The sequence below is a fragment of the Solihabitans fulvus genome, assembly GCF_008386585.1.
Taxonomy (GTDB): Bacteria; Actinomycetota; Actinomycetes; order Mycobacteriales; family Pseudonocardiaceae; genus Solihabitans; species Solihabitans fulvus.
In genome coordinates, this window is the sequence record NZ_VUOB01000415.1 from 1 (window position 1) to 313 (window position 313).

A 313-nucleotide genomic window follows, 5' to 3' on the forward strand; every position below is an offset into this window, starting at 1 on the left:
GGGGGCCTGGAACTCAGCGAAGGTCTGACAGAATGAAGCTCTGTACAGAGTTTTCTTTTCTTCGAGGGTCAATTTGCGCCAATCACCCTTTTCTTTTTCACGGAGAGCCTTAATGTCAGGGGTGTCCTCACGGAACCGGATGGCAGGCAGGGGGAAGTCAGGCCTGTCTACGTAGTTGGGCTGGCCGTTGAAACCATAGCCTACCCACTCACGGTCACCAATCTTGGCAAGTTCAGTGTTTCCAGTGGATCCAGCCCTGGCGCAGACAGGAACACGGATAGCATTGATGAGCGCCCGGCGCATCAGATAATTG

The 313-nt window shown here is 54.0% G+C and carries 1 protein-coding gene; it reads right to left on the reverse strand.

Translation table 11 applies throughout. From position 1 onward, the window contains the following. On the reverse strand, positions 1–313 hold a 313-nt coding region (locus F0L68_RS46195), incomplete at both ends, for a cytochrome c oxidase subunit IV family protein (RefSeq protein ID WP_149855489.1).